The following is a 24,123-nucleotide window of genomic DNA, read 5'->3' as shown; positions in this document are numbered from 1 at the left end:
GACTTAATTCAAAGGATGTTCGGCTCGATTTCCAGCTCTACGCCAAAACGCGCCAGGATATCCGCCTGGATACGCCGCGCCAGGGCCAGCAACTGCGCGCCCGTGGCCGCGCCGTAATTGACCAGCACCAACGCCTGCAGGCGATGCACGCCGGCATCACCGTCACGAAAGCCCTTCCAGCCTGCCCGCTCAATCAGCCAGCCGGCCGCCAGTTTGACCTGACCATCAGCCGCCGGGTAGCTGACCAGATCGGCTTGCTCGGTGCGGATACGCTCGGCCAGCTCAGCCGCTACCAGCGGGTTCTTGAAGAAGCTGCCGGCATTGCCCAGCAGCGCCGGGTCCGGCAGTTTTTCGCTGCGGATGGCGCAGATGGCGCGACTGACATCGCTGGCCGTGGGCTGCTCGATGCCTTCGGCCTGCAGGCGCTGGCGCACCGGACCGTAATCCAGGTGCAGCGCGGTCTGGCGGCTGAGGGCAAAACGCACCCGCAGGATCAGCCAGCGCCCCGGCTGCTGCTTGAACAAGCTGTCACGGTAGGCAAAGGCGCACTCCTCCAGGGCGAACTCGCGCAGCTCGCCGCTCTGTCGATCCAGGGCGGTCAAGCCGGCAAACACATCCTTGATCTCCACGCCGTAGGCGCCGATGTTCTGCATCGGCGCCGCACCGACCGTGCCGGGGATCAGGCTGAGGTTTTCCAGGCCGGCCAGGCCCTGCGCCAGGCTCCACTGAACGAAGGGATGCCAGGGCTCACCGGCCTCGGCCTCGACCAGCACACGCTCACCGTCATCGCTGAGGATGCGCAGGCCGCGACTGGCCATGCGCAGCACCAGGGCCTCGACGGCGCCGGTCAGCAACAGGTTGCTACCGCCGCCGATCACCAGCAGCGGCAGCTCGCGCTGCGCGGCCAGGGCCAGCGCCTCGCGCACCTGCTGGTCATTGCTCGCCTCGGCGAACAGGCGCGCCGACACATCGACGCCGAAGGTGTTGAAGGGCTTGAGCGAGCGGTTTTCGTGCAGCGGCAGGTTCACAGGCGCCCCCTGATTTCATTGAACAGGGCATCGCTGGCCTGCTCGATCAGGTCGAGTACCTGCTCGAAGCCGTCGTCACCACCGTAATAAGGGTCCGGCACTTCATCCAGGGCCAGCTGGTAGCGGCGCAGGAACAGGTCCAGCTCAGCCGACGCAGCCCCTGGGCGCAGCGCCTGCAGATGCTTGAGGTTGCTGTGGTCCATCGCCAGGATCAGGTCAAAGCGCTGGAAGTCCTCGACTACCACCTGGCGTGCGCGCAGCGGCGCCAGGTCATAGCCGCGGCGCTGAGCGGCCAGTCGGGTACGCTGATCCGGTGCCTTGCCGACATGCCAGTCACCGGTGCCGGCGGAGTCAACCTGCACCCGCTCGGCCAGACCGGCCGCCTGCAGGCGCTGACGCAACACGCCTTCGGCAGTCGGTGAGCGGCAGATGTTGCCCAGGCAGACGAACAGAACCTTCATCAGGCCCCCAGCAGACGGCGTACCCGCTCCAAATCTTCCGGGGTATCGACCCCGGCCGGCGGCGCTTCCAAGGCATCGGCAACATGGATACGCACGCCGTGCCACAGGGCGCGCAGCTGCTCCAGGCACTCGGTGTCTTCCAGCCAGCACGGGCCCCAGGCCACGAAGTCATGCAGGAAGCCGGCGCGGTAGGCGTAGATGCCGATATGGCGACGATAGGGCACGCCCGCCGGCAGCTCGTCACGGTTCTTGGCGAAGGCATCGCGGGCCCAGGCCAGCGGCGCGCGGCTGAAGGTCAGGGCCAGGCCGCTCTTGTCGCTGACCACCTTGACCACGTTGGGATTGAACAGCGCCTGCACATCCTCGATCGGCTCGGCCAGGGTGGCGATGCCAGCTTGCGGGTTGGCCGCCAGGTTGGCCGCCACCTGATCGATGATGCTCGGCGGGATCAACGGCTCGTCGCCCTGCACGTTGACCACGATGGCGTCGCTGGCCAGACCCAGCTGGGTGGCCACTTCGGCCAGGCGGTCGGTGCCGGAGTTGTGCGCGGCATCGGTCATCAGCACCTCGGCGCCGAAGCCCTGGCATACCTCGAAGATGCGCGCATCGTCGGTGGCCACGACCACCCGCGCCGCACTGCTTTTCTTAGCCTGCTCCCAGACATGCTGGACCATCGGCTTGCCGGCAATGTCCTGCAGCGGCTTGCCCGGCAGGCGGCTGGAGGAGAAACGCGCGGGAATGACAACGATAAAGGCGGCAGTCATTTACTTGTCCAGGCGTTCGTCGACGTTGAGGGTGCGGGCTTCGCTCTCCAGCATCACCGGGATACCGTCGCGAATCGGGTAGGCCAGGCCGGCGCCCTTGCTGATCAGTTCGGTCTTGTCTTCGCTCAGTTGCAGCGGGCCTTTGCAGACCGGGCAGGCCAGGATATCGAGCAGTTTGGGATCCATGGGGATGTCCTTGGAAAGAGTGAAAACAGCAGAAAGAGTCAGCGCTTGAGCGGTACCAGGCGGCTCAGCTCGCCATCCAGCCAGGCGACGAACGCCTCCGACGGTACGGCATCCACCGCCAGGTACCACCAGTCATCGACGGCAAAGGCCCGGCATTTCACCGCGTCCTTCTCGGTCATCAGCAGCGGCAGTGGCGGGCTGAAGCTGAGCAGCTGCGGGCTGTAACTGGCGTGGTCGGCGAAGGCATGCGCGATTGGCCGCCAGTTTAACGCCTCGAGGGTATTGAAGAAACGCTGCGGATTACCGATGCCGGCCACCGCATGCACCGCCTGGCCGGGCGGAAAATGATCGAGCGCGGCGCGCGCGCCACTGCGCAGGTTGACCAGGGCCGTCGGCTGCAAACGGAAGGCATAGCCCTCCTCGCTGTCGGCGCTGGCGCCATTGAACAGTACGGCATCCACCTCAGCCAGGCGCTCGACCGGCTCGCGCAGCGGCCCGGCAGGCAGGCAACGGCGATTACCCAGGCCACGGGCGGCATCGATCAGCACCAGCTCAAGGTCGCGGGCCAGGCGGTAGTGCTGCAGACCGTCGTCGCAGAGGATTAGGTCCAGCGCTTCCTGCGCCAGCAGCGCCTGTACGGCACGCGAGCGCTGCGGGTCGATCACCAGCGGCACGCCACTGCGTTGCACCAGCAGCAGCGGCTCGTCGCCCGCCTCGGCTGCCGAATGTTCCGCGCGCACCCGCCAGGGCAGCTGCGGCGGCTGGGCGCCGTAGCCACGACTGACCACGCCGACGCGCAGGCCGCGGCGGCGGCAGTGCTCGATCAGCCAGAGAATCAGCGGGGTCTTGCCGGTGCCGCCGACAGTGATATTGCCGACGACTATGATCGGCACCGGCGCGCGATAGATCTCGCCACGCCCGGCGACGAACGCCTGGCGCTTGCTGCGCACCACCCGCCGGTACAGCCACTCCAGCGGGCGCAGCAGGGTCAGCAGCGGATGGCCGCGGTACCAGGCATCGAGCAGGCGGTCAGAGAGCGCCATCAGGGCTTGGCCGCTTCGGCCTCGACCGTGGTGATGCGCAGGTGAGCGAAGCCCAGCTTGCCGGCGGCATCCATGGCGGTGATCACTGCCTGGTGCGGCGTCTGCGCATCGGCGCTGATCACCAGCGGCAGGCTGTTGTCACCCGCGGATTCCTTGCCCAGGGCCGCCATCAGGCTTTCCAGGTCGCTTTTCAGCAGGGCCTGGCCATTCAGCGAGTAGCTGCCTTCGGCACTGATCAGGACTTCCATCTGCTTCAGCGCGGTTTCTTCCGGCGGCGTGCCGCTGGCCGCTTCCGGCAGATCGACCTTGAGCTGGGTCTCGCGGGTGAAGGTGGTGGTGACCACGAAGAACAGCAGCAGGATGAACACCACGTCGATCAACGAAGCCAGGTTGATCTCGACGCTTTCCCGCGGTTTGCGCCGGAACTTCACGCCTTCTTGCCCTCTTTGCGGGTTTCCGCCTTGGTCGCCACAGCAGGCGCCTCGGTCAGGTCGACCTCACGATCGCCCTGCACCACTTCCACCAGCTTGATCGCTTCCTGCTCCATGCCCACCACCAACTCGTCGACCCGACGCTGCAGGAAACGGTGGAAGAACAGCGCCGGAATCGCCACCATCAAACCAGCTGCAGTGGTGATCAAGGCCTTGGAAATACCGCCGGCCAGCACCGAGGCGTTCGCCGTGCTGTTGCCGATGAAGGCGCTGAAGATGTCGATCATGCCCAGCACGGTACCCAGCAGGCCGAGCAGCGGCGCGATGCCGGCAATGGTGCCGAGGGCGTTTAGGTAGCGCTCCAGCTCATGGATGACGCGGGCTGCGGCTTCCTCGATGCACTCCTTCATGATCTCGCGACCATGCTTGGAGTTGGCCAGACCGGCGGCAAGGATCTGCCCCAGCGGCGAGTCGGCGCGCAGCTCCTTGAGCTTGTCGTTGTTGAGTTTCTTGTCCTTGATCCAGCGCCACACCTGACCGAGCAGATGGGGTGGCGTGATGCGGCTTGGCCGCAGGGTCCACAGGCGTTCGGCAATGATGCCGGCGGCTGCGATGGAACACAGAATGATCGGCAGCATCATCCAGCCGCCCGCTTTGACCAGTTCCCACACGGTAGTGCATCCCCCTCGGAAAAGTGGCGCCACTCTAGCATAGGGATACCGCCGAACAGACCTCCCCGGTTCTCATTTTTCCCGCCAGAAAACCCGGCGTTCACGCCAGCCGCTGGCCGCCTCATGAGCCCCAAGACGGATGCGGATGGCGCCACTGGCCACGCTGTCATGCAGCGTGATCCCGCGCGCCTGGTAGCTTGCCACGACCTGCGGATGGGGGTGACCGAAAGGATTGTTGCTGCCCCGCGACAGCAGCGCCGCAGAAGGTGCGACTGCATCGAGAAAAGCCGCCGAGGACGAACTGCGGCTGCCGTGATGGGGGATCTGCAGCCAGTCCGCGCGCAACGCGCGCCCCTCTACCAGCAAGGCCCGCTCGGCCGCCACATCGATATCGCCAGTCAACAGTAGCGTCTCACCCGCCGCTTCGACCTTGAGCAGGCAGGACGACTGATTGCCCTCCTCCGCCCGCGCCCAGCGCCAGGTGGTGAAACGCACACCCTCCCAGAGCCAACTGGCGCCATCCAAGCAGGACTCAGCCGCCAGCTGCTGCGGCAATACCGACGCCTCACCGCTCAGGACCCGCGCCACCGGCAAACGCTGCTGCACGGCCAGCGCACCCCCGGCATGGTCGCTGTCGGCGTGACTGAGCAGCATGACATCCAGCCTGCTCACCCCCAGAGCCCGCAGGGATGGCACGACCACCCGCTCGCCCAGGTCAAAATCGCCGTAGCGCGGCCCGGCGTCATACAGCAAGGCATGCTCGCGGGTCCGCACCAGCACCGCCAGACCCTGGCCGACATCCAGCTGCCAGACCTCCGCCTGCCCCTGTGCCGGCAGCTGCTGCGGCGGATACAGCAGCGGCAATAGTAATGGCAGCCCCAGCGCACGCAACGGCACACCTGCCGGCAACAGAAGCAGCCCGACGCCGAGGCTGACCAGCATCCAGGCCCAGACGGGCAACTGCATGGGCAGCCAGGCCGGCATCGCCGCAGCAAGCAGACCGAGCAGCTGGAACAGCAGTTCGAGCAGCCCACCGGCCAGCCACAACAGCCCCTCGCCCACCCCAGGCACTGGCAACAACAGCGTCCCCAGCAAGGACAAGGGCACTACCAGAAAACTCACCCAGGGCACCGCGAACAGGTTGGCCAGCGGCCCGCTGGCGCTGATCGGCAGGCCCAGGGCAAGAAACAGCGGCAACAGGCCGAGTGCCAGCGTCCACTGCGCGCGCCACCACACCAGCCACCAGGGCCAGGCGCCGAGTCGACCACTGAAGACCAGAGCCAGCAGCGCCACCGCGCCGAACGACAGCCAGAAACCCGCCTGCAGCACCGCCAGCGGCTCGATCAATAGCACCGCAATCCAGGCCAGCAGCAGCGGCGTCCACACGCCCAGATGACGAAAGCGCAAGCGCCAGAGCAGCACCACCGCGATCATCACGCAGGCCCGCCGCACCGGCACCTCGAAGCCCGCCAGCAGGCCATAGCCCAGCGCACCGACGAAGGCCAGGATGCAGGCCGCCGGTAACCAGGGCAGGTAACGCGGCCAACAACCGAGTCGTGCCAGCCCGGCAACCAGGCCATAGAGCAAGGCCGCCAGCAGCGCCACATGCTGGCCGGAGATGACCAGCAGGTGCACCGTGCCGGTGTCCTGCAGCAGGCGCCAGTCCGCCAGCGTCAGCCCCGAGTCATCGCCCAGCACCAGGGCAGCCAGCGCCCCGGCCCGCCCCTGGGCGTCGACACGCAACAGGCGCTGGCGCAGCTGGTCGCGCCAGGCAGCTATGCCGCCCGCCGAGGCCAGACGCTCGCCCTGCTTGACCGTACCCGTTGCACCGATGCGCTGCGCCAGCAGCCAGGCTTCGTAGTCGAAGCCCTGGGGATTGACCAGCCCCTGCGGGCGCTTGAGGCGCACCGCCAGACGCCAGCGTTCGCCAGCCTGCAGCGCCGGGCCGTCATACCAGGCCAGGCGCAGCTTGTCCGGCAAGGCATGGCGCCGCGCCACGGCATCAGTGAGATGAAAGCGCACCACACCCGCGCGCTGCTCCGGCAGGCCGACCACCTGCCCTTCCAACCACAGGGTTTGCCCATCCAGTTCGGCAGACAGCCGCTCGTCCAGCGCCCACAGCGCAGAAACGCAGGCCCAACCGAAACCAAAGAGAAACAAGGCCAGCGGATAGCTGCGGTAGGGCAACAGCATCAGCCCGACCGGCAGCACCAGCCACAGCAGCCAGGTCGGCGGCAAAGCCGGCAATACGGGCAGGCTGGCCAATCCGGCGGCCAGCGCCAACATCCCTGTGCGCATCCCGTTCTCCCCGTGGGCGCCACCGTCCTGGGGCGCCGCCTATCTCGCGTTGCCGGCCTGTCACAAGCCAGTCACCGGCAATCGGTGCATAATAGCCGCGCTTCAGCCACCCGAGAGTTTTCATGCCGCGTCGTTTATTCAAACGCTACATGCCCGATCCGGAGAGTATCCGGACCAATAAATCGCTGCGTTTCCTCGGCACCCTGCTGCACGACCCCAACCTCTGGCACCTCAACCGTCATTCGGTGGCGCGAGCCATGGCCGTGGGCCTGTTCGCCGCGTTTGTGCCGTTGCCCATGCAAATGCTGCTCGCCGCCAGTCTTGCCGTACCTGTGCGGGCCAACCTGCCGATATCCGTGGGCCTGGTCTGGCTGACCAACCCGGTCACCATGCCGCCGGTGTTCTACTGCACCTATAAGCTGGGAGCCTGGATCATGGGTATTCCGCCGATGCTGCTGCCCGACGAACTGACCTGGGAGTGGATCACCGGGGAACTGGCCACGCTGTGGCAGCCATTCTTGCTGGGCTCGCTGATTGCCGGGCTGACCTTTGCCCTGCTGGCCTACAACCTGACCATGCTCTACTGGCGCTGGTGGGTGCGCCACAACTGGCGCAAGCGCCAGGAGCGGCGCCAGCAACAGGCCTCGCCAGAATAAAAAAACGCCGCGAAATAGCGGCGTTTTTTATTGGCGCGAACCTGCCGGCTCAGCGACGTCAATCGTAACGCAGCGCTTCCGCCGGTTGAGTGCGGGAAGCGCGCCAGGCCGGGTACAGGGTGGCCAGGAAACTCATCAGCAACGCCGCGCCGCAGATCAACAGGACATCGGCGACCTGCAGGTCGGATGGCAGATTGTTGATGTAGTAGACATCGGAACTGAAGACATGCGTGCCGCTGACCCGCTCCAGCCAGGCCATCCAGCCACTCACGTTGAGGGCGACAATCACCCCCAGCACACCACCGATCAGCGTGCCGATACTGCCAATCACGGTGCCCTGGACCATGAAGGTGCTCATGATCTGCCACGGCGTGGCGCCGAGGGTACGCAGGATGGCGATATCGGAGCGCTTGTCGGCCACCACCATGACCAGGGTGGCGATGATGTTGAACGCGGCCACCGCAATGATCAGCAGCAGGAGCAGGCCGATCATGGTCTTCTCCATCTTCATCGCACTGAACAGGCTGCCTTGGGTGTGGGTCCAGTCATTGGCCTTGTAGCCGGCGCCCAGGCTGGCGGCGATGGCGGCGGAAACCTGCGGCGCCTGATACAGGTCCTTGAGCGCGATACGCACGCTCTGCACCTGTGGCGGGGCGAAGCGCTGGATGCTCGAAGCATCGGCGATGCTGATAAGGGCCAGACTGCCATCCAGCTCGGCGCCCACCTTGAACACGCCGACCACATTCAGGCGCTGCATCCGCGGGGTGATGCCACCGGCCGCACTGCTCACTTCGGGCACGATCAGGGTCAGCTTGTCGCCGACATTGAGACGGAAGCGCCGCGCCGTCACCTCGCCGATGATCACGCCGAACTCGCCGGGACGCAGATCGTCCAGGCGCCCCTGGACCATATGCTGGCCGATGATCGAAACCTGCTGTTCCTGGGCCGGTTCGACGCCGTTGATCTGGATCGGCTGCATGATGCCGCGGTAGGAGAACATCCCCTCCAGCTCGGCAAAAGGCGCCGCGCCGGTTACCTGCGGGTTGCGCTTGGCCACCTCGGCCACGGCATTCCAGTCAGCCAGTGGCTGTTCGGCGCTGAGGGTGGCGTGCGGCACCATGCCGAGGATGCGCGTGCTCATTTCCTTCTGGAAACCGTTCATCACCGAGAGCACCACGATCATCGCCAGCACGCCGAGACCGAGGCCGATCATCGAGGTCAGCGAGATAAAGGAGATGTAGTGATTGCGCCGCTTGGCGCGGGTGTAACGGGTGCCGATAAAGATCGCGATAGGCCGGAACATGGTTAGGCAGCCACCAACTTGCCTTCTTCCAGACGCAGCACCCGATCCATCTGCTGGGCCAGCTGCATGTCGTGGGTCACCACCAGAAAGGCGGTCTGCGACGAAGCACTGAGCTCACGCATCAGCTCCTGGATGCCATGAGCGGTGTGCTGGTCGAGGTTGCCAGTGGGCTCGTCGAGCAGTACCAGCGCCGGACGATTGACCAGGGCACGGGCGATAGCCACACGCTGGCGCTCGCCACCGGACAGCTCGGCCGGCTTGTGGCTCAGGCGATGGCCCAGGCCAACCCGCTCCAGCAGTGTAGTGGCGCGCTGACGCGCCTCGGCGATCGGCGTCTTGCCAATCAGCAGCGGCATGCACACGTTCTCCAGCGCGGTGAACTCCGGCAGCAGGTGATGGAACTGGTAGACGAAGCCTAGCGCCCGGTTGCGCAGCAGGCCGCGCGCCTTCTCGTTCAGCGCCGACAGCTCCTCGCCGGCCAGCCAGACGCTGCCCTGGCTCGGGGTATCCAGACCGCCAAGCATGTTCAGCAGGGTGCTTTTGCCGGAACCGGAACTGCCGACGATGGCCACGCGCTCGCCCGGCAACAGCTCCAGTGCCACGTTGGTCAGCACGTCGACCGTCTGCGGCCCTTCCTCATAGCTCTTGCCCAGGTTGCGGCAACTCAGGACTGCCTTATCACTCATAACGCAAAGCCTCCGCTGGCTGGGTGCGAGCCGCACGCCGAGCCGGGTAAAGGGTGGCAAAGAAACTCAGAAGCAACGCCGCGGCGCACACCAGCACCACGTCTTCGACCTGCACCTGCGAGGGCAGATAGTCGATGAAATACACTTCGGCATTGAGGAACTGCATGCCCAGCACGCCCTCCAGCCACTTGATCGCCGCGCTGACATTGAGCGCGGCGAGCACACCCAGCACACCACCGACCAGAGTGCCGACCACCCCGATCACGGTGCCCTGCACCATAAAGGTCAGCATGATCTGCCGCGGCGTGGCGCCGAGGGTGCGCAGGATGGCGATGTCCGACTGCTTGTCGGTGACCACCATGACCAGGGTGGAGACGATATTGAAGGCAGCGACCGCGACGATCAGCAACAACAGCAGGCCGATCATGGCCTTCTCCATGCGGATCGCCTGGTAGAGATTGCCGTGGGTCGCCGTCCAGTCGCGCGCATAGAATTTCTCCTCGCGCAGGGACTGGGACAACTCCCAGGCCACCCGCGGCGCCTCGAACAGGTCGCGCAGCTTGAGGCGGATACCCTGTACTTCGCCCGGCTTCATGCGCAGCAGTCGGCCGGCATCCTGGACATGGGCCATGGCCACATGGCCATCGATCTCACCGGCACCGACATGGAAGATGCCGACCACGGTGAAGCGCTTCATCCGCGGGAACATGCCGGCCGGGGTTACCGCGACCTCGGGGGCGACGAAGGTGACCTTGTCGCCAAGCGCCAGACCGAGCTTCTTCGCCGCCAGATCACCAAGGGTGATACCGAATTCGCCCGGTTTCAGGGCTTCCAGAGAGCCTTGGTCTTTGAGGAAGAAGTTGCCGATGATCGAGACCTTGTGCTCTTCGCGCGGATCTATGGCGTTGATCAGCACCTTCTGCACCTGCCCATTGTGGGTCAGCAGGCCTTGCATCTGGGTGAAGGGCGCCGTCGCCAGCACCTGCGGGTTCTCGGCCACCTGGGTGGCGATCCGCTGCCAGTCCGGCAGGGGCTGGCCGCTTTCGAGCGTGGCATGCGGCACCATGCCCAGCACGCGGTCACGCATTTCGCGGTCGAAGCCATTCATCACCGACAGCACGACGATCATCACCAGTACGCCCAGGGCGAGGCCGATGATGGAAGTGAGGGAGATGAAGGAAACAAAAAGATTACGACGTTTGGCCCGCGTGTAACGCAAGCCGATAAAGAACGGCAAGGGTCTGAACATGTATGGGTTCGCTGGCGAAAGAAGGAACGTCCTTGTGGCGGGGCTTGGCGAGCAGCTTTACACTCAGACCACCACTGCTGCCATGGGTTCGCCATGTCGTATCAAGACGCTGATGATCGCCGCGAATACTACCGTATCGATGACACGATCGCACTGGATTTCAGCCTGCTTTCCGGGCCCGCAGCGCAGGCCACCGATACCCTGCATGACCCGTCACCGCTGTTCAATCTGCTCAGCGATCTGCACCTGATGGACTTCGAATCGCAGCACCTGCTGCGCCATATCAGCGAACGCGATCGCACCCTGGCCAATTACCTGAAAGTGATGAACAAGCGCATCGATCTGCTCGGCCAGGCCCTGGCACAGAGTCTGCTGCGCGATATCGGCGCGCCCCGGCAGGTTTCGCTGTCGGAAGGTGGGCTGAGTTTCCTGCACCCGCAGGCCGTCGCAGCGGGCAGCCACCTGGCGATCAAGATGGTGCTGATGCCGCAGGCCCTTGGCCTGCTGCTGCGAGCCCAGGTCATGCATTGCCGAGCCCGCGACGATGGCCAGTTCGAGATCGGCACCGAGTTCGAGGCCCTGACCGATGCCCAACGTCAGCTGCTGGCCCGACACATCCTGCAGAAACAGGCACAACAGCGCCGCCTGGCCCGCGAGCTGCCACGATGAGGCCAGGTTTGCCGTATCTGATTGGTCTGTTCGCCTTCAGCTTGGCTCTGCCAGCCGCCGCCGAAACCATCGAGATTCCGCTTGGCCAGCAAGGCCAGAGCACTATCGAGCAGCCCCAGCGCGGCCAGTCGCAACGTGCGGTACTGGAGCGTTTCGGCCTGGCCGACGAGGAACATGCGCCGATCGGCCAACCGCCGATCACGCGCTGGGACTACCGCGAGTTCAGCGTGTATTTCGAATACGATCACGTGGTCAACAGCGTGACTCATCATCAGCCCCGCCATCCCCTTCCCAAGGAACAACAGTGACCCTTATCTACGGCCACCGCGGCGCCAAGGGCGAAGCACCGGAAAACACCCTCGCCAGCTTCCAGCGTTGCCTCGGGCACGGGGTAAAACGCTGCGAGCTGGATTTGCATCTGTCGCGCGATGGCCAGCTGATGGTGATTCACGACCCGACCCTGAAGCGCACCACCGGCCGCCGCGGCAAGGTGGTCGAGCACGACGCCGCCGAACTGCTCGGCTACGACGCGCGCCAGGGTGGTCCGGGCTGGAAGACCCCCTGCCCGATTCCGACCCTGGAGCAGCTGTTCGAGCAATGCGATTTCGAGCACTGGCAACTGGAAGTCAAAAGCGCCTCGCGGGTACGCGCCGCCCGTACGGTGCTGGCGATCCAGGCGCTGGCCGAGCGCTTCGCCATCAGCGAACGCATCACCGTAACCAGCAGCTCGCGCGAAGTGCTGCGCGCGCTCAAACGCCTGGCGCCGGAGCTGTCGCGCGGCCTGGTCGCCGAATACAACTGGCTCGACCCGCTCAAGGTCGCCGCCCACCATGGCTGCTCGATGCTCGCACTGAACTGGACCCTATGCACCCCGGAGCGCCTGGCCAAGGCGCAGAAAGCCGGGTTGCACGTGACCGTGTGGACGGTCAACGATGCCGCACTGATGCGCCGCCTGGCCGACTTCGGCGTGGACAGCATCATCACCGACTTCCCTGGGCTGGCGGTCAATACGCTGAAACGTTAGGCAGTCGAGCCGCCGGCCATCCCGGATTGCGTCCGGGCTACGAACTGCGCCCGATATAGCTGGCGCGCACGAAATGCCCCCTCTCCCCCGGCCCCTCTCCCGCAAGCGGGAGAGGGGAGAAAGCAGCCCAACAAAAAATGGCCGGGAGCCATTTTTGACGTCGCGCAGCGACGGCCCGGAGGGTGGCCGTCAGGGATGGTAGGCCACAAAAAACCGGCCCTTGGGCCGGTTTTTTGTTTATGCGTAATGCCTGGTCAGAAGCTCTCCCGGTTCGGCCAGCGCCACCCGCGGGAATCGCTGAAGGGATCTACCCCGACCGGCTCAGGCCACCGGTCGGAGTCGCTCAAAAAAGCCGGTTGAGGCCGTCGAACGCCGCCACCCGATAGGCTTCGGCCATGGTCGGGTAGTTGAAGGTGGTGTTGACGAAGTACTTGATGCTGTTCGCCTCGCCCTTCTGGTTCATGATCGCTTGGCCGATGTGGACGATCTCCGAGGCCTGGTAGCCGAAGCAGTGCACGCCGAGGATTTCCAGGGTGTCGCGGTGGAACAGGATCTTCAGCATGCCCACCGGCTCGTGGGAAATCTGCGCCCGCGCCATGCCCTTGAAGAAGGCCTTGCCCACTTCGTAGGGAATCTTGGCCTGGGTCAGCTCCTTCTCGTTTTTGCCGATCGAGCTGATCTCGGGAATGGTGTAGATGCCAGTCGGCACATCATCGACGAAGCGCCAGCTGTCGTTTTCCACCGCACTGCCGGCAGCCGAACGGCCCTGGTCATAGGCGGCGCTGGCCAGGCTCGGCCAACCAATCACATCGCCGGCGGCGAAGATGTTGCTCACCTGCGTGCGGTACTGCTGATCGACGTCGATCTGGCCGCGACTGTTGACCTTGATACCGATGTTCTCCAGGCCCAGCTTGTCGGTATTACCGGTACGGCCGTTACACCAGAGGAAGGCGTCGGCCTTGATCTTCTTGCCCGACTTGAGGTGCAGGATCACGCCGTTTTCCAGCCCCTCGATGCGCTCGTACTCTTCGTTGTGGCGAATCAGTACGTTGTTGGTGCGCAGGTGGTAGCTGAGGGCGTCGGAAATCTCGTCATCGAGGAAGCTGAGCAACTGATCGCGGTTGTCGATCAGGTCGACCAGCACACCCAGGCCACTGAAGATCGAGGCGTATTCGGAACCGATCACCCCAGCGCCGTAAATGATGATGCGGCGCGGGGTGTGGGTCAGGCTGAGGATGGTGTCGCTGTCGTAGATACGCGGGTGGTGGAAGTCCACGTCAGCCGGGCGATAGGGGCGCGAACCAGTGGCGATGACGATCTGCTTGGCCACCAGCTTCTCGACCACGCCGCTCGGGCAGACCACTTCAATCGTCTGCTCATCCGCGAAACTGGCCGTGCCGAAAAACACGTCGGTGCGGTTGCGCGCGTAGTAACCGGTACGCGAGGCGACCTGTTTGGAGATCACCCGCTCGGCGCTTTTCAGCACGTCGGGGAAGGAGAACCAGCGCGGCTCGCCGATCTGGCGGAACAGCGGATTGGTGTTGTACTGCATAATCTGCCGCACCGAGTGGCGCAGGGCCTTGGACGGGATGGTGCCGAGGTGGGTGCAGTTGCCGCCAACCAGCGGGCGGTTGTCGACCACCGCCACCTTGCGCCCGGCCTTGGCCGCGTTCATTGCCGCGCCTTCACCCGCCGGGCCGGAACCCAGCACCACCACATCGTAGTTGTAGACCGCCATGCTTACTCCTTTCAGAACTGCTCAGGGCGCCAGCGGCGCCCTGAAGGTACCGCGACACCCCATGGCCACGGCACTTTTGATCAACGACATAGCCTAGCCATGCCGATTTGCGCTGCACATTAGCGCTTGGTCGCGTCGTAGGCGAGCTTTGTATCCACTACATCGTCCGACTTGTCGCGATTCACTTCTTCGCACTTCTCGCGGTTGCCACCACAGATCGAGCACTCTTTCTCGATGCCCAGGGCCGCAATGCCGCCGCAGGAGCCGGCAATCGGCTTGCGCCCCATGATCACGCCAACGGCCATGCCCAGCACCACCAGCAGCATGACGATGAATACCAGCAACCAGGTCATTGTTCTGCTCCTGCGCCAAACTGGCGCTCGAAAGCCGGCGTTGCACGGGTGGCGAAGCCGGTGTCGCTGCGACTGACAAAGAACGCCGCGACGCCAGCCTGTTCAGCGTAGGCGAAGCCGCGCTCGGGCCCCAGCACCATGAGTAAAGTCGACAGGCCGTCGGCGCGCTGGGCCGACGCATCGACCACCGTCACCGCTGCCAGGCGATGGCTGATCGGCGCGCCGCTCTGCGGGTCGATAGTATGCGAATAGCGCCTGCCATCCTGTTCGAAGTAGTTGCGATAGTCGCCAGAGGTGGAAACGCCCAGGCCATCTAGCGCCAGCACCCGCTGCGCCACCTGCTGGTCGTCGCGCGGCGCCTCGATGGCAATGCGCCAGGGCGAGCCATCCGGCTTGCGCCCGAGCGCCTTGAGTTCGCCGGTGATATCCAGCAGGTAGCTGCGCACGCCCAACTCGGCCAGGCGTGCGGCGATGCGGTCCACCGTGTAACCGGCGGCAATGCTGTTGAGGTCGAGCTGCACGGCGGCGTCCTTGCACAGCTGTGCGCCGTCGATGCGCAGGTGCCGGTGGCCGACATTGGCCCGCGCCGCGGCAATCTGCTCGGCGCTCGGCACCCGCTCGCCGCGTGACTGCGCGCCGAAGCCCCACAGATCGAGCAGCGGCTGGATGGTCAGATCGAATGCACCGCCGCTGTCGAGCGACAACTGTTCGCCGGCGCGTACCAGCCCCAGCACCGCAGCCGGCATGGAGTGGCAGCTGCCAGCCGGCAGACGGTTGAACACGGACAGCTCGGAATCCGCGCGCCAGGTGGACATCTGCTGGTCCACCTCGGCCAGCAGGCCGTCCACCTCCGCCTGCAGCGCAGCAGAATCAGGGACACCCTCGCCCGCCACATATTTCAGCGAGTAGTGGCTACCCATGGTCGGGCCGCCGAATTCCTCGATCTTCTCGCCGCAACCAGCCAGCAGCAGGCTGGCCAGACCAGCGCACAGCACACTGAAAACTTGGCGCGAATGGCGCAGCGAGCGCAGTAGCCAATCAAGCCGAGTTTTAACCACCAAAATCGTCCAGCAGAATATTCTCGTGCTCGACGCCCAGGTCCAGCAGCATCTTGATCACCGCGGCGTTCATCATGGGCGGGCCGCACATGTAGAACTCGCAGTCTTCCGGCGCCGGATGGTCCTTGAGGTACTGCTCGAACAGCACGTTGTGAATAAAGCCCTTGAGGCCGCTCCAGTTGTCCTCCGGCTGCGGGTCGGACAGTGCCAGGTGCCACTCAAAGTTCGGATTCTCCGCCTGCAGCTGGTCGTATTCCTCGACATAGAAGGCTTCGCGCAGCGAGCGCGCACCGTACCAGAAGCTGATCTTGCGCTTGGAACCCAGGCGCTTGAGCTGGTCGAAGATGTGCGAACGCATCGGTGCCATGCCGGCACCGCCGCCGATGAAGATCATCTCGGCAGCGCTGTCCTTGGCGAAGAACTCGCCGAACGGGCCGTACACGGTGACCTTGTCGCCCGGCTTGAGGCCGAACACCCAGGACGACATCTGCCCTGGTGGCAGATGATCCTTGCCCGGCGGTGGCGAGGCGATGCGGATGTTGAATTTGACAATACCCTTCTCGTCCGGGTAGTTGGCCATGGAGTAGGCGCGGATCACCGTCTCGTCGACCTTGGACAGGTACTTCCACTGATTAAACTTGTCCCAGTCGCCACGGTATTCGGGCTGGATGTCGAAGTCCTTGTAGGCCACCTCGTGCGGCGGGCACTCCAGCTGCACGTAGCCGCCGGCGCGAAAGTCGACGCTCTCGCCTTCCGGCAGGCGCAGGGTCAGTTCCTTGATGAAAGTGGCGACGTTGGGGTTGGACTCCACCGTGCACTGCCACTTCTTCACGCCGAACACTTCTTCCGAGACTTCGATGTGCATGTCCTGCTTGACCGGGGTCTGGCACGACAGGCGCCAGCCGGCCTTGGCCTCGCGCTTGGTGAAATGCGATTCCTCGGTCGGCAGCATTTCGCCACCGCCCGACTCGACCACGCACTTGCACTGGGCACAGGTACCGCCGCCACCGCAGGCCGACGAGAGGAACACGTTGTTCGCCGCCAGGGTCTGCAGCAACTTGCCGCCAGCCGGCACGGTGAGGGTGCGCTCGCCGTTGATGACGATGTTGACGTCGCCGCTGGAAACCAGCTTGGCGCGCGCCGCCAGAATGATCACCACCAGTGCCAGGACGATGGCGGTGAACATGCCGATGGCTAGGGAAATCTCGAAACCCATTCATTAACCCCTTTTTGAAACGCCGGAAAAACGTAGCGAGTGCAGCTCAGGCAAGGCGAAAACAGGCGAGGACGCGGAGTTTACGGGCCTGTAAATGAGCAGTCCGAGCCTGTTTTCAACACAGCCTGGGCAAGCGCAGTAGTTTTGCCGGTGTTTCACAGTTGAATGCCGCCGAAGGACATAAAACCCAACGACATCAGACCGATGGTGATGAAGGTGATGCCCAGGCCCTGCAGGCCATCCGGAACATCGCTGTACTTGAGCTTCTCGCGGATGCCAGCCAGCAAGGCGATGGCCAGGGCCCAGGAAATTCCCGAGCCGAAGCCATAGACCACACTCTCACCGAGGTTGTAGTCGCGCTCGACCATGAACAGCGAGCCGGCCATGATCACGCAGTTCACCGTGATCAGCGGCAGGAACACGCCGAGGGCGTTGTAGAGCGCCGGCACGTACTTATCCAGGAGCATTTCGAGGATCTGCACGATGGCGGCGATCACCCCGATGTAGCTGAGCAAACCGAGGAAGCTCAGGTCGACCTCCGGCAGCCCGGCCCAGGCCAGTGCGCCTTCCTTGAGCAGGTAGGTGTACAGCAGGTTGTTGGCCGGCACGGTGATGGCTTGCACCACCACCACGGCAATGCCGAGGCCGATGGCCGTTTCAACCTTCTTGGAGATGGCGATGAAGCTGCACATGCCGAGGAAGAAGGCCAAGGCCATGTTCTCGATAAACACGGACTTCACGAACAGGCTGAGGTAGTGCTCCATCAATAGGCCTCCTTATCCGAGACTTGCGGCGCCATGCGGAAGCTCGGTGCCTCCTTCTGCGCCGGCTTCCAGCTGCGCAGCGCCCAGATGATCAGACCGATCAGGAAGAAGGCCGAGGGCGGCAGCAGCAGCAGGCCATTGGGCTGGTACCAGCCGCCCTCGCTGACCGTGGGCAGCACGCTGTAACCCAGCAGCTTGCCGGCACCGAACAGCTCGCGAACCACGCCAAGGATGATCAGCATGGCGCTGTAGCCCAGACCGTTACCGATACCGTCACAGAACGACAGCAACGGCGGGTTCTGCATGGCGAAGGCCTCGGCGCGGCCCATGACGATGCAGTTGGTGATGATCAGGCCGACGAACACCGAGAGCTGTTTGGCCAGGCTGTAGGCGAAGGCCTTGAGCACCTGATCGACGACTATCACCAAGGACGCGATGATCACCATCTGCACGATCATGCGGATCGAGCTGGGGATCTGCTGGCGGATCATCGAGATGAACAGGTTGGAGAAGGCCGTCACCAGGGTCAGGGCGATCGACATCACCAGCGCGGTCTTCAGGTTGGAGGTCACCGCCAGGGCCGAGCAGATGCCGAGGATCTGCAGGCCGATGGGATTGTTGTGCACGATCGGGTCGAGCAGCACGCTCTTGATGGTAGGTTGCGACATGCTTATGCCTCCCCTTTCTTCAGATTGGCCAGCAGCGGGCCGAAGCCGCTCTCGCCGAGCCAGAAATGCAGCAGGTTGTTGACGCCCTTGCTGGTCAGGGTGGCGCCCGCCAGGCCGTCAACCTGGTGCGCGGCCTTGGCCGACTGCGGATCGACGCTGCCCTTGATGATTTCCACGGCCAGCAGCCCCTGCTCGTCGAACAGGGTCTTGCCGGCCCACAGCGCCTTCCATTTCGGATTGTCCACCTCGCCGCCCAGACCTGGGGTCTCGCCGTGCTGGTAGAAGCCGAAGCCGACCACGGTATTCAGGTCGCCCTTGATCGCGATGAAACCGTACAGGGTCGACCACAGGCCGTAGCCGCGCACCGGCAGGATCAGGGTGTCGAGCTGGCCGGCGGTTTCCACCATATACACAGTGGAGAGCCGCTCGCGGCGTTTGATCGAGGCGATGTCTTGTGCCCCCGACAGGGTGTCGGACAGCGCCGGGTCCTTGGCCGCCTTGAGCGGGTCAAAGCTGGCGGCGTCCTGGGCGTCGCTGAAGGTGCCGCTCTGCAGGTCGACTACTCGGGCCTTGATGCGCTCGGCATACAGTGCCTTGATCGCCTTGGCCGACATGCCCTCCTCGCCCAAACCGGCAATCGCCAGGATGCTGCGCTGCTTGTCCAGCTCGCGGTTCTCCACCTGGGTCGGCTTCAGCGCCACGGCCGCGCCGGCGACGAACACCGAGCAGACCAGGCACACCAGCAGCGCCACGGTCAGCGTGCGCGCAGTAGATTCTTGCTTAGCCACGGGCGAGCCTCCGCTTGATATTGGCCTGCACGACGAAGTGGTCGATCAGCGGTGCACACAGGTTGGCGAACAGGATCGCCAGCATCATGCCCTCCGGATAGGCCGGGTTGACCACGCGGATCAACACCACCATCACCCCGATCAGGGCACCAAACAGCCACTTGCCAGTGTTGGTCATGGACGCCGACACCGGGTCGGTGGCCATGAAGATCATGCCGAAGGCGAAACCGCCGACCACCAGGTGCCAGTGCCAGGGCATCGAGAACATCGGATTGCTGTCCGAGCCGATGAGGTTGAACAGGTAGCTCATGGCGATCATGCCCAGCATCACGCCACTGACGATGCGCCAGGAGGCGATCTTGCTCAGCAACAGGAAGGCGCCGCCAATGAAGATCGCCAGCACGCTGGTTTCGCCCATCGAACCAGGTTCCAGGCCGACGAAGGCGTTCCACCAGGAAAGGCCATTGGCCGTGACCTGCTCGACACCACCAGCCGCGGCCACGGACAGCGCAGTGGCGCCGGCATAACCGTCCACCGCAGTCCACACTGCATCACCGGAGATATCCGCCGGGTAGGCGAAGAACAGGAAAGCGCGGCCGACCAGGGCCGGATTGAGGAAGTTCTTGCCGGTACCGCCAAATACTTCCTTGCCGATCACCACGCCGAAGCTGATGCCCAGGGCCACCTGCCACAGCGGGATATCCGGCGGCAGGGTCAGGGCGAACAGTACGGAAGTGACGAAGAAACCTTCGTTGACCTCGTGACGGCGGATGGAGGCGAACAGCACCTCCCAGAAACCACCAACGATAAAGGTCACCAGATACACCGGCAGGAAATACGCCGCGCCCTGGATAAAGCAGTCCCACAGGCTGTTCGGATCAAAACCGGCCAACATGCCGATCAGACCGAAGCGCCAGCCGTCCTGCGCCGCCAGCAGCTCGGGATTAGCGGCCATGAGGCTATTGGCCTGAAAACCGATGTTCCACATGCCGAAGAACATCGCCGGCAGGGTGCAGAACCACACCGTCATCATCATGCGCTTGAGGTCGATGCCGTCACGCACGTGGGCGGTGGTCCTGGTCACGCTGGCCGGGCGGTAGAAAAAGGTGTCGACGGCTTCGTACAGCGCATACCACTTCTCGAAGCGGCCACCCTGTTCGAAGTTGTGCTCGATCTTGTCGAGGAACTTACGCAAGGACATGGATCAGCCCTCCTTCTCAATGCGGGTCAGGTTGTCCCGCAGGATCGGGCCGTATTCGTACTTGCCGGCACAGACATAAGTGCACAGCGCCAGGTCTTCCTCGTCCAGCTCCAGGCAGCCGAGCTTCTGCGCCATCTCGGTATCACCGACGATCAGGTAGCGCAGCAGCTGGGTGGGCAGGATATCCAGCGGCATCACCGCCTCGTAGTTGCCCACCGGCACCATGGCGCGCGGACTGCCATTGGTGCTGGTGTCGAAGGCGAAACGCTTGGCCGCCATCAATTTAGACACGAAGATATTCAGCACCGAGTGCTTGTTCACCCCAGCGCGCAGGTAATGCAGGAACTCGCGCTCGCGGCCTTCGTGCAGGCAGGAAACCAGGCTGTGGTAACGCCCCAGGAAAGCGAACGCGCCGCGCGAAGTACGACCGCCCAGCACCGAACCGGAAATCACCCGATTGTGGCCAGGCTGCAGCTCGCCAGAGGTCAGCTCCTCCAGGTTGGCACCCAGGCGCGTGCGCAGCAGGCGTGGCTTGTCCACCACCGGGCCACCGAGGGCCACCACGCGCTCGACATTCAATCGCCCGCTGGTGAACAGCTGGCCGATGGCAATCACGTCCTGACAGCCGATCTGCCACACGCTCTTGGTCGCGCTGGCCGGATCGAGGAAGTGAATGTGGGTACCCGGCAGACCGGCCGGATGCGGGCCACTGAAGGCCTCGCAGTGCACGCCCGGCAGGTTTTCACCCGGCAACTGCACGCCTGCGGCCTTGCACAAAAAGACCTTGGCCAGACGCGCCAGGACTTGCAGACCGTTTTCGAAGTCGGCCGCCTGTTCGGCGATGATCAGCGCAGGATCTGCCGCCAAGGGCTGGGTATCGATGGCCGTGACGAAGATCGAACGGGGCACCGCATCGACGGCCGGCACCTTGCTGAACGGGCGCGTGCGCAGCGCCGTCCACAGACCGGACTGCTGCAGATTGTCACGCACCGCCTGGGGCTCCAGGCTGGCCAACTGGGCCGCCTCGTAGCGGGCGAAGGCGATGGCGTCTTCGCCCTCCAGGTCGATCACCACCGACTGCAGCACGCGCTGCTCGCCGCGATGGATGGCACTGACCACGCCGGCGCCCGGCGCAGTGAAATGCACGCCCGGATTCTTCTTGTCGGAGAACAGCAGCTGACCGAGCTTGACCCGGTCGCCGACCTGCACAGCCATGGTCGGCTTCATCCCGTGGTAATCACACCCCATCAAGGCAACGCTGCGCACGGCACGGGCATCATCGATGCGCTGCTCGGGGGCGCCGCTGATGGGCAAATCCAGCCCACATTTTATTTTGATCATTGAGTGGTCCAAACACTGAAACCAGTGCTTTTGCAGAGTTGGAACACAACCGGGACACTTCAGCTGCAGTTAGCACAGCCAAAGCCAATAACGGCCAAAAAGTCGCCCCGAAGTGAAAAGCCTTGGAATTATAAGGAGATAACCCCGTACTGCCCACCCGCTGGTTCCGGTTTCGACCCGCAAGTCGTAACACCAAGCAACAGCGGGATACTTGACGCACCGGTCAGCGCCAGCGAAAACCACTGAAACTCCGAGGAGCCTGCACCATGCGCTACCTGCTCATACTGACCCTACTGCTCATCGGCAACGGCAATCTGCTGGCCAAGAGCGACACCCCCATCATCGACCAGGCGGGCTTCAGCAGCACCTATGTGCTGGCTGGCACGCCACTGGAACGCAAGAACCAGGCATTGCTCACCTATCTATGGGCCGACGTCTATTCCGCCGCCTTCTACGCCGAAGCCAGCATCAACCCGAGCCTGGCCGTCAGCCAACCCATGGCGCAGCGCCTGGAACTGTATTACTACCGCGACATCGCCAAGGAAGATGTGCTCAAGGCCGCCTGGGTCACCCTGGAGCGCCAACACAGCGCCGCCCAGCTGGAAAAACTGAAACCTGAAGTGGATGCCCTGCACGCCACGTTCCGCGATATCCGCCCCGGCGATCGTTACGCCCTGAACTACACGACCCAGCAGGGCCTGACCCTGGAGCGCAACGGTAACGAGGTTTTCCGCAGCAGCAATAGCGAGCTGGCCCGCGCCTACCTGGGCATCTGGCTCGCTCCCGAGGGCCTGTCGGACAAACTGCGCGAACAACTGCTGGCCGATCGCTGAGTTCGCCAGTCGCTGAAATGCAAAACGGGAGCCTAGGCTCCCGTTTTTGGTATTTGCACAGAGAAACTGACTAGGAGCTTGCGAGCTAGAGTCAGGCAAGGCGAAATCGGGCGAGGGCGCGGAGTTTACGAGCTGTAAATGAGCAGCCCGAGCCCGATTTCAACGCAGCATGACCGACGCGCAGCTGCTCCTATTCAGTTTCTTAGCGCGGGAAGGCTGGCGGGTTAACCCCGGCCATTTCTTCCATCACGCGCACCACCTGGCAGCTGTAACCGAACTCGTTGTCGTACCACACGTACAGCACGACACGGTTGTCGTTGCAGATGGTGGCTTCGGCATCGACCACACCGGCGTGGCGCGAACCGACGAAGTCGGTGGAAACCACTTCCTGCGACTGCACGAAGTCGATCTGCTTCTGCAGATCCGAGTGCATGGCCATCTGGCGCAGGTACTCGTTGATCTCTTCGCGGGTGGTGGCTTTCTCAAGGTTGAGGTTGAGAATGGCCATCGAAACGTTCGGCGTCGGTACGCGAATGGCGTTGCCGGTCAGCTTGCCTTTCAGCACCGGCAGGGCCTTGGCGGCGGCAGTGGCGGCACCGGTTTCGGTGATTACCATGTTCAGCGGCGCGCTACGACCACGGCGATCGCCCTTGTGGAAGTTGTCGATCAGGTTCTGGTCGTTGGTGTACGAGTGCACGGTTTCAACGTGGCCGTTGACGATGCCGTACTGGTCATTCACCGCTTTCAGCACCGGCACGATGGCGTTGGTGGTGCAGGAAGCCGCCGAGACGATCTTGTCGTCGGCGGTGATTTCGCCATGGTTGATGCCATGCACGATGTTCTTCAGCGCGCCTTTACCCGGTGCGGTCAGCACCACGCGGTCGACACCCGGGCAGGCCAGGTGCTGGCCCAGGCCCTCGGCGTCACGCCATACGCCGGTGTTGTCGACCAGCAGGGCGTTCTTGATGCCGTATTGGGTGTAGTCCACCTCGGCCGGCGACTTGGCGTAGATCACCTGGATCAGGTTCCCGTTGGCGGTCAGGGTGTTGTTGGCTTCATCAATGGTGATGGTGCCATCGAACTTGCCGTGTACCGAGTCACGGCGCAGCAGGCTGGCGCGCTTGACCAGGTCATTGGTCGCGCCTTTGCGCACGACAATGGCGCGCAGACGCAGGCCGTCGCCACCACCGGTTTTCTCGATCAGGATGCGCGCCAGCAGGCGGCCGATGCGACCGAAGCCGTACAGCACCACGTCGGTGCCTTCACGGCCGGAGCCGTTCTGCTTGCCCACTACATCGGCCAGCTCGTCTTTGACGAACTGCTCGACGCTGCGGCCTTTGCCTTCGCTCTTGAACTTGCTGGCCATCTTGCCCAAGTCCACGGAAGCGGCGCCCAGCTTGAGCTCGCCCATGGCCTTGAGGATCGGGAAGGTATCGTGTACCGACAGTTCGCTGTCGTCGGCCAGACGGTGACGGGCGAAGCGGTGGGCTTTGAGAATGTCGATCACCGAACGGTTGATCAGACCACGGCCGTAGATCGAGGTCACCACGCTGTTGTTGCGGTAGAGCTGGCCGATCATCGGGATCATCGCTTCTGCGAGGGCTTCACGATCGATCCACTCACCGAGACACTGGTCGGGCTTCTGGGTCACGGGCAATACCTTCCACATGTAGGGGCTGAAAAAAGGGGCTACA

The 24,123-nt window shown here is 63.9% G+C and carries 26 protein-coding genes; 5 read left to right on the top strand and 21 right to left on the bottom strand.

Annotation, left to right across the window (positions count from 1 at the left end):
• Positions 1-8 precede the first annotated feature (8 nt).
• From murB to LRS11_RS13605, 8 genes are all read right to left on the bottom strand, one after another.
• Positions 9-1,028: a UDP-N-acetylmuramate dehydrogenase gene (gene murB / locus LRS11_RS13640; RefSeq protein WP_260493507.1), complete on the bottom strand. Its 1,020-nt coding sequence runs from the start codon at positions 1,026-1,028 to the stop codon at positions 9-11.
• Positions 1,025-1,489 carry a low molecular weight protein-tyrosine-phosphatase gene (locus LRS11_RS13635; protein ID WP_260493506.1) on the bottom strand — a complete coding sequence of 155 codons (465 nt, stop codon included), beginning with the start codon at positions 1,487-1,489 and terminating at the stop codon, positions 1,025-1,027. The genes murB and LRS11_RS13635 overlap by 4 nt, the downstream gene beginning before the upstream one ends.
• A complete protein-coding gene (gene kdsB / locus LRS11_RS13630; protein WP_260493505.1) occupies positions 1,489-2,253 on the bottom strand; it encodes a 3-deoxy-manno-octulosonate cytidylyltransferase in 765 nt (254 codons plus the stop codon). The genes LRS11_RS13635 and kdsB overlap by 1 nt, the downstream gene beginning before the upstream one ends.
• Positions 2,254-2,439 carry a Trm112 family protein gene (locus LRS11_RS13625; RefSeq protein WP_160079593.1) on the bottom strand — a complete coding sequence of 62 codons (186 nt, stop codon included), beginning with the start codon at positions 2,437-2,439 and terminating at the stop codon, positions 2,254-2,256.
• A 38-nt stretch (positions 2,440-2,477) separates the two neighbouring features.
• Positions 2,478-3,482 (bottom strand): tetraacyldisaccharide 4'-kinase, encoded by a 1,005-nt coding sequence (gene lpxK, locus LRS11_RS13620; RefSeq protein ID WP_260493504.1) that lies wholly within the window; start codon positions 3,480-3,482, stop codon positions 2,478-2,480.
• Positions 3,482-3,913 carry an ExbD/TolR family protein gene (locus LRS11_RS13615; RefSeq protein WP_260493503.1) on the bottom strand — a complete coding sequence of 144 codons (432 nt, stop codon included), beginning with the start codon at positions 3,911-3,913 and terminating at the stop codon, positions 3,482-3,484. Before LRS11_RS13615 ends, lpxK begins: the two co-directional genes overlap by 1 nt.
• On the bottom strand, positions 3,910-4,584 hold the full coding sequence (locus tag LRS11_RS13610; RefSeq protein WP_260493502.1) for a MotA/TolQ/ExbB proton channel family protein: 675 nt from the start codon (positions 4,582-4,584) through the stop codon (positions 3,910-3,912). The genes LRS11_RS13615 and LRS11_RS13610 overlap by 4 nt, the downstream gene beginning before the upstream one ends.
• Before the next feature lie 72 nt (positions 4,585-4,656).
• Positions 4,657-6,882 (bottom strand): DNA internalization-related competence protein ComEC/Rec2, encoded by a 2,226-nt coding sequence (locus LRS11_RS13605; RefSeq protein ID WP_260493501.1) that lies wholly within the window; start codon positions 6,880-6,882, stop codon positions 4,657-4,659.
• 122 nt (positions 6,883-7,004) lie between these two features.
• Here LRS11_RS13605 and LRS11_RS13600 point away from each other — a divergent pair, with 122 nt between their 5' ends.
• On the top strand, positions 7,005-7,538 hold the full coding sequence (locus LRS11_RS13600; RefSeq protein WP_260493500.1) for a DUF2062 domain-containing protein: 534 nt from the start codon (positions 7,005-7,007) through the stop codon (positions 7,536-7,538).
• A 58-nt stretch (positions 7,539-7,596) separates the two neighbouring features.
• On the opposite strand, the gene LRS11_RS13595 is transcribed toward LRS11_RS13600, so the two are convergent.
• The 3 genes from LRS11_RS13595 to LRS11_RS13585 are packed head-to-tail and all read right to left on the bottom strand — an operon-like array spanning position 7,597 to position 10,776.
• Positions 7,597-8,841, bottom strand: coding sequence for a lipoprotein-releasing ABC transporter permease subunit (locus LRS11_RS13595; RefSeq protein ID WP_260493499.1), 1,245 nt, complete (start codon positions 8,839-8,841; stop codon positions 7,597-7,599).
• Between the two features lie 2 nt (positions 8,842-8,843).
• The gene (lolD, locus tag LRS11_RS13590) at positions 8,844-9,527 is read right to left on the bottom strand and encodes a lipoprotein-releasing ABC transporter ATP-binding protein LolD (protein WP_260493498.1); all 684 of its coding nucleotides are present in this window, start codon (positions 9,525-9,527) and stop codon (positions 8,844-8,846) included.
• A complete protein-coding gene (locus LRS11_RS13585; RefSeq protein ID WP_260493497.1) occupies positions 9,520-10,776 on the bottom strand; it encodes a lipoprotein-releasing ABC transporter permease subunit in 1,257 nt (418 codons plus the stop codon). Before LRS11_RS13585 ends, lolD begins: the two co-directional genes overlap by 8 nt.
• Before the next feature lie 93 nt (positions 10,777-10,869).
• Between LRS11_RS13585 and LRS11_RS13580 the strand changes: the two genes are divergently transcribed.
• Genes LRS11_RS13580 through LRS11_RS13570 form a run of 3 tightly spaced genes read left to right on the top strand, consistent with a single transcriptional unit; the run spans position 10,870 to position 12,469 of the window.
• The gene (locus tag LRS11_RS13580) at positions 10,870-11,445 is read left to right on the top strand and encodes a PilZ domain-containing protein (RefSeq protein WP_260493496.1); all 576 of its coding nucleotides are present in this window, start codon (positions 10,870-10,872) and stop codon (positions 11,443-11,445) included.
• On the top strand, positions 11,442-11,753 hold the full coding sequence (locus tag LRS11_RS13575; RefSeq protein ID WP_260493495.1) for a phosphodiesterase: 312 nt from the start codon (positions 11,442-11,444) through the stop codon (positions 11,751-11,753). Before LRS11_RS13580 ends, LRS11_RS13575 begins: the two co-directional genes overlap by 4 nt.
• Positions 11,750-12,469, top strand: coding sequence for a glycerophosphodiester phosphodiesterase (locus LRS11_RS13570; protein WP_173205354.1), 720 nt, complete (start codon positions 11,750-11,752; stop codon positions 12,467-12,469). The genes LRS11_RS13575 and LRS11_RS13570 overlap by 4 nt, the downstream gene beginning before the upstream one ends.
• 343 nt (positions 12,470-12,812) lie before the next feature.
• On the opposite strand, the gene sthA is transcribed toward LRS11_RS13570, so the two are convergent.
• From sthA to LRS11_RS13525, 9 genes are all read right to left on the bottom strand, one after another.
• Positions 12,813-14,207, bottom strand: coding sequence for a Si-specific NAD(P)(+) transhydrogenase (gene sthA, locus LRS11_RS13565; protein ID WP_260493494.1), 1,395 nt, complete (start codon positions 14,205-14,207; stop codon positions 12,813-12,815).
• Positions 14,208-14,326: 119 nt separating this feature from the next.
• A complete protein-coding gene (gene nqrM / locus LRS11_RS13560; RefSeq protein ID WP_260493493.1) occupies positions 14,327-14,560 on the bottom strand; it encodes a (Na+)-NQR maturation NqrM in 234 nt (77 codons plus the stop codon).
• The gene (locus LRS11_RS13555; protein WP_260493492.1) at positions 14,557-15,555 is read right to left on the bottom strand and encodes an FAD:protein FMN transferase; all 999 of its coding nucleotides are present in this window, start codon (positions 15,553-15,555) and stop codon (positions 14,557-14,559) included. The genes nqrM and LRS11_RS13555 overlap by 4 nt, the downstream gene beginning before the upstream one ends.
• Positions 15,556-15,610: 55 nt before the next feature.
• Positions 15,611-16,834, bottom strand: coding sequence for an NADH:ubiquinone reductase (Na(+)-transporting) subunit F (gene nqrF, locus LRS11_RS13550; RefSeq protein WP_260493491.1), 1,224 nt, complete (start codon positions 16,832-16,834; stop codon positions 15,611-15,613).
• A 155-nt stretch (positions 16,835-16,989) separates the two neighbouring features.
• On the bottom strand, positions 16,990-17,598 hold the full coding sequence (gene nqrE, locus LRS11_RS13545; RefSeq protein ID WP_260493490.1) for an NADH:ubiquinone reductase (Na(+)-transporting) subunit E: 609 nt from the start codon (positions 17,596-17,598) through the stop codon (positions 16,990-16,992).
• Positions 17,598-18,272 (bottom strand): NADH:ubiquinone reductase (Na(+)-transporting) subunit D, encoded by a 675-nt coding sequence (locus LRS11_RS13540; RefSeq protein ID WP_260496920.1) that lies wholly within the window; start codon positions 18,270-18,272, stop codon positions 17,598-17,600. Before LRS11_RS13540 ends, nqrE begins: the two co-directional genes overlap by 1 nt.
• On the bottom strand, positions 18,269-19,054 hold the full coding sequence (locus LRS11_RS13535) for a Na(+)-translocating NADH-quinone reductase subunit C (protein WP_260493489.1): 786 nt from the start codon (positions 19,052-19,054) through the stop codon (positions 18,269-18,271). Before LRS11_RS13535 ends, LRS11_RS13540 begins: the two co-directional genes overlap by 4 nt.
• Complete coding sequence (locus tag LRS11_RS13530) at positions 19,047-20,255, bottom strand: NADH:ubiquinone reductase (Na(+)-transporting) subunit B (RefSeq protein ID WP_260493488.1); 1,209 nt, start codon at positions 20,253-20,255, stop codon at positions 19,047-19,049. Before LRS11_RS13530 ends, LRS11_RS13535 begins: the two co-directional genes overlap by 8 nt.
• 3 nt (positions 20,256-20,258) lie before the next feature.
• Positions 20,259-21,596, bottom strand: a complete 1,338-nt coding sequence (locus tag LRS11_RS13525) for a Na(+)-translocating NADH-quinone reductase subunit A (RefSeq protein WP_260493487.1) — start codon at positions 21,594-21,596, stop codon at positions 20,259-20,261.
• 266 nt (positions 21,597-21,862) lie between these two features.
• On the opposite strand from LRS11_RS13525, the gene LRS11_RS13520 reads away from it, so the two are divergent.
• Positions 21,863-22,429, top strand: a complete 567-nt coding sequence (locus tag LRS11_RS13520; RefSeq protein WP_260493486.1) for a chalcone isomerase family protein — start codon at positions 21,863-21,865, stop codon at positions 22,427-22,429.
• A 202-nt stretch (positions 22,430-22,631) separates the two neighbouring features.
• On the opposite strand, the gene LRS11_RS13515 is transcribed toward LRS11_RS13520, so the two are convergent.
• A complete protein-coding gene (locus tag LRS11_RS13515) occupies positions 22,632-24,098 on the bottom strand; it encodes a glyceraldehyde-3-phosphate dehydrogenase (RefSeq protein ID WP_260493485.1) in 1,467 nt (488 codons plus the stop codon).
• Between the last annotated feature and the right edge of the window lie 25 nt (positions 24,099-24,123).

It is taken from the genome of Pseudomonas sp. J452, from assembly GCF_024666525.1.
Lineage (GTDB): Bacteria > Pseudomonadota > Gammaproteobacteria > Pseudomonadales > Pseudomonadaceae > Aquipseudomonas.
The sequence above is the reverse complement of the archived record's forward strand: the minus strand, read 5'-3'. Positions and strand labels throughout refer to the sequence as shown.

Coding starts and splice junctions, on each gene's coding strand:
- LRS11_RS13525 (WP_260493487.1), bottom strand. CDS start 21,596: ATGATCAAAATAAAATGTGGGCTGGATTTGCCCATCAGCGGCGCCCCC.
- LRS11_RS13585 (WP_260493497.1), bottom strand. CDS start 10,776: ATGTTCAGACCCTTGCCGTTCTTTATCGGCTTGCGTTACACGCGGGCC.
- LRS11_RS13515 (WP_260493485.1), bottom strand. CDS start 24,098: ATGTGGAAGGTATTGCCCGTGACCCAGAAGCCCGACCAGTGTCTCGGT.
- LRS11_RS13605 (WP_260493501.1), bottom strand. CDS start 6,882: ATGCGCACAGGGATGTTGGCGCTGGCCGCCGGATTGGCCAGCCTGCCC.
- LRS11_RS13580 (WP_260493496.1), top strand. CDS start 10,870: ATGTCGTATCAAGACGCTGATGATCGCCGCGAATACTACCGTATCGAT.
- sthA (WP_260493494.1), bottom strand. CDS start 14,207: ATGGCGGTCTACAACTACGATGTGGTGGTGCTGGGTTCCGGCCCGGCG.
- LRS11_RS13575 (WP_260493495.1), top strand. CDS start 11,442: ATGAGGCCAGGTTTGCCGTATCTGATTGGTCTGTTCGCCTTCAGCTTG.
- lpxK (WP_260493504.1), bottom strand. CDS start 3,482: ATGGCGCTCTCTGACCGCCTGCTCGATGCCTGGTACCGCGGCCATCCG.
- LRS11_RS13625 (WP_160079593.1), bottom strand. CDS start 2,439: ATGGATCCCAAACTGCTCGATATCCTGGCCTGCCCGGTCTGCAAAGGC.
- nqrE (WP_260493490.1), bottom strand. CDS start 17,598: ATGGAGCACTACCTCAGCCTGTTCGTGAAGTCCGTGTTTATCGAGAAC.
- kdsB (WP_260493505.1), bottom strand. CDS start 2,253: ATGACTGCCGCCTTTATCGTTGTCATTCCCGCGCGTTTCTCCTCCAGC.
- lolD (WP_260493498.1), bottom strand. CDS start 9,527: ATGAGTGATAAGGCAGTCCTGAGTTGCCGCAACCTGGGCAAGAGCTAT.
- LRS11_RS13530 (WP_260493488.1), bottom strand. CDS start 20,255: ATGTCCTTGCGTAAGTTCCTCGACAAGATCGAGCACAACTTCGAACAG.
- nqrF (WP_260493491.1), bottom strand. CDS start 16,834: ATGGGTTTCGAGATTTCCCTAGCCATCGGCATGTTCACCGCCATCGTC.
- LRS11_RS13600 (WP_260493500.1), top strand. CDS start 7,005: ATGCCGCGTCGTTTATTCAAACGCTACATGCCCGATCCGGAGAGTATC.
- LRS11_RS13520 (WP_260493486.1), top strand. CDS start 21,863: ATGCGCTACCTGCTCATACTGACCCTACTGCTCATCGGCAACGGCAAT.
- LRS11_RS13635 (WP_260493506.1), bottom strand. CDS start 1,489: ATGAAGGTTCTGTTCGTCTGCCTGGGCAACATCTGCCGCTCACCGACT.
- LRS11_RS13595 (WP_260493499.1), bottom strand. CDS start 8,841: ATGTTCCGGCCTATCGCGATCTTTATCGGCACCCGTTACACCCGCGCC.
- nqrM (WP_260493493.1), bottom strand. CDS start 14,560: ATGACCTGGTTGCTGGTATTCATCGTCATGCTGCTGGTGGTGCTGGGC.